Genomic DNA, 3,268 nt, shown 5'->3' on the forward strand with positions numbered 1-3,268 from the left:
GCGCCGCCTTCCGGATCGCGCCGGCCTCGCCGGCCCCGCAGGGGATCAGCGCAGGCGCTTGACCATCGGGTCGCGACGGGGGAGCCCGCACTGGTGTCGGCGTGCGCGTCAGCCGTGGTGTGGGAGGTGGTCCAGCCGCCGATGATGAGCACAAGTGCCAGGCCCAGGATGGTCAGCAGCCGCCCCGACCACCACCCCGCCGCGATGACCCGGTCGGGCCGGGATCGGGGGTCGCGGGGCATAGTCCCTCACTGTACCAATCCGACCTTTGCGTCTCCCGGATCTCGCCCGGCCGCAGGCCTTCCACGCCTTCGCCGACAGAGCAGCCACATCGCGTCCACCGGCACGTCGTTCTCGATTATCGGCGAACGACGTCCGTCTCCTGAGCGGAAGGATCAGTGCCCTCGGGGTGCCGTGGTGTCGGTCAAGGCGGGCAGCAGGATCGCCGTGACGCCGTCGGGGTCGAGTCTGCCGGTGCGGACTTCTTCGGCGGCGCCGTTGAGGACGGCACGGGTCGCTGAACTCCGCCGCGATCGTCTCGGCTGCGTCAGGTTCGCCCCACCGGGCACGTGCACCCGTCGGCACCCGAGGCGGCGCCGATTGAAAGAATACCTATAGGGGGTATAAGGTGTGGGGGAGTCGTGTGCGAGGGAGAGGCGGGCGAGGTTGATTCAACCGATCGACTATTTCCTGGTCGCCTGGTTCGTGCTGGTCGCGATCAGCACGATCTGGGTCGGGGTGGACCAGTTCCGTCACAACCCGGAGCCGGCGGTGATGAAGTGGGGCTTCATCCTGGTCACCCTCTACCTGGGGCCGATCGGGGCGCTGCTGTATGTGCTCGCGGACAAGGAGCCACGGCCGGGAGAGCATGAGGAGTTCACCCGGCCGCTGTGGAAGCAGGGCATCGGCTCGACCATCCACTGCGTCGCGGGCGATGCCACCGGCATCATCGTCGCCGCCGTCGTCGTCGCGTCGCTGGGCCTGCCGATGTGGCTGGATCTGATCATCGAGTACGCCGCCGGGTTCGCGTTCGGGTTGTTCGTGTTCCAGGCCCTGTTCATGAAGAACATGATGGGCGGCAGCTACTGGCAGAACGTGCGCCGCTCGTTCCTGCCCGAGTTCATCAGCATGAACTTGATGATGGCGGGCATGGCGCCGGTGATGTCGCTGCTGATGATGGGCCGCGACATGCGGGCCATGCTGCCCACCGAGTTGCTGTTCTGGGCGGTGATGAGTTTCGGGATCGCGGTCGGGTTCGTGCTCGCTTACCCCGTGAACGTGTGGATGGTGAAGAAGGGCCTCAAGCACGGTCTGATGACCGTCCGCCCCCAGCCCGCCACCCACCCCCAGGAGCATGACGCGCACGCGCAGCACAGCCCGCGGCCGGAGGCGCACGCCGGCCACGACCAGGCGGCGGGCGGTGCGTCGTCGCCGGGGTCGGGGCATGAGGCGCACCAGCCTTCTGGCGCCGGAGCGGTGACCGTGCCGCAGCTGACCGTGGTCGGCGCGTTCTCCGCGATCGCGCTCGTGGTCGGGATGGTCGCCCCCGCGAACGCCGTCAACATGACTCTCAGCGCGCACGACGTCGGTGGGCTGATCATGCCGCCCGGGATGATCATGACCCGTGACACCCCCGCCGAGGCGATGCGGGACATGGCCGCCGTCGACCCGCGGGCCGCGACCGCCGCGTACGACGTGGACACCCGCGGTGATGAGGTGCTGGAACCTGCCCGCGTCGAGGACGGGGTGAGGGTGTTCGAGCTGACCGTGTCGCAGATCCGCTGGGAGATCCTCCCCGGCGTCACCGTCGACGCGTACGCGTACAACGGGCAGATCCCGGGGCCTCGGCTGCAGGTCACCCAGGGCGACCGGATCCGCATCGACGTGACCAACGAGCTCGACGAGTCCACGACCGTGCACTGGCACGGCCTGGACGTGCCCAACGAGATGGACGGGCCCGCCGGGATCACCCAGGATCCCATCCAACCCGGCGACACCTACCGGTACGAGTACACGGTGAAGCAGTGGGGCACGTTCTTCTACCACTCCCACGATCACGCCGACCGGCAGCAGGCCCTCGGCCTGTACGGGGCGCTGATCATCGACCCCGCCGACCCTGGCCTGCAGCCGCCTGCCGATCGCGAGTACACGATCCAGCTGCAGGAGTGGCTGTCCCGGGAGGGGCTGACCTATCCGGCGATGCCGATGGAAGGGGGCATGCCGAACTACTTCACCATCAACGGGAAGGCGTACCCGGCCACCGAGACCATCGACATGAAGGTGGGGGAGACCCTCCGGGTGCGGTTCATCGGCTCGAACACCAACGACATCCACCCGATGCACATCCACGGCGGCCCGTTCACCGTCGTCGCCCGCGACGGGGCGGCCCTCACCACGGCGCAGCAGTTCCAGGCCGACACGATCAACGTCGGGCCGGGACAACGCTACGACGTGCTCTGGAACGCGCTCGAGCCCGGCCAGTGGCTCATCCACTGCCACATCAACCACCACACCACCAACAACAACGTCGAAACCGACGGCGCTGGCGGCCTGACCATGATCATCAACGTCACCGAATAACCCCACGAACCGAAGAACCGCCGCCGTTGTGGTCGCCGTTGCCGCGTCGAGTCACGTCCGCGCCCTCCGGCAGCACAGCAGGCGGATGCCAGGGGTGCCCAGCTCATCGTGCCCGACCGTTTCGGTTGCCGGAGGCCGAGATCGCCCGCCCGCCCGCAACGGGGCGCGGTGACCTCGCCGTGGTCAGGTGGTCGCGGGAGGGAGGACGCGTCGGCGGCGGGCGACGGTGACGGCCGCGGCGACCGTGAGTGCCGTCGAGACGGCGAGGAGCACGGCGCCGAGGATGATCTGCCCCGGTGACGGGGTGAGGGCGGTGACGGGCTGGTAGAGGTTGCGCTGCTGGCTCTGCGGGCCGGTGAGTTGCTGATCGACGGGCACCCACACCTCGAGGGTGCGTTCGCCGGTGGCGAACTGGGCGTACACGAACCACAGCCCCGGTGACGGCAGTGCCAGTTCCCCGGTGAAGGTACCGGGAGGCGGGGTGCCGGGTTGTGCGCGCAGCGGCGCGGTGAGGTCCTCTCCGGTGCGGCGGGCGACCAGACGGGACGGGGTGAGGTCGGTGTCGTCGGTGAGGCGGATGCCGGTGATGGTGACGGTCAGCTGCCCGGTGCCGTCGCCGGTGACGGTCATCTGTGCGGTGCCGTAGGCGGTGCCCTGGCCGGGGTCGTGCGCCTGCGCGGGTGGGGGC

Annotated in this window: 2 protein-coding genes and 1 pseudogene; 1 reads left to right on the forward strand and 2 read right to left on the reverse strand. The window is 69.2% G+C overall.

Going from position 1 to position 3,268, the window contains the following annotated elements; all coding sequences use genetic code 11:
- A pseudogene (locus tag AC1Q49_RS16145) lies at positions 1–242 on the reverse strand (hypothetical protein); the annotation flags it as partial.
- 424 nt (positions 243–666) lie between these two features.
- Between AC1Q49_RS16145 and AC1Q49_RS16150 the strand changes: the two are divergent.
- The gene (locus AC1Q49_RS16150; protein WP_060960784.1) at positions 667–2,580 is read left to right on the forward strand and encodes a multicopper oxidase domain-containing protein; all 1,914 of its coding nucleotides are present in this window, start codon (positions 667–669) and stop codon (positions 2,578–2,580) included.
- A 183-nt stretch (positions 2,581–2,763) separates the two neighbouring features.
- Here AC1Q49_RS16150 and AC1Q49_RS16155 read toward each other — a convergent pair.
- Positions 2,764–3,268, reverse strand: a 505-nt coding sequence (locus AC1Q49_RS16155) for a hypothetical protein (RefSeq protein WP_492493416.1), incomplete at its 5' end; no start/stop codon positions are given.

This window comes from Microbacterium sp. MPR-TSA4 (assembly GCF_058792815.1).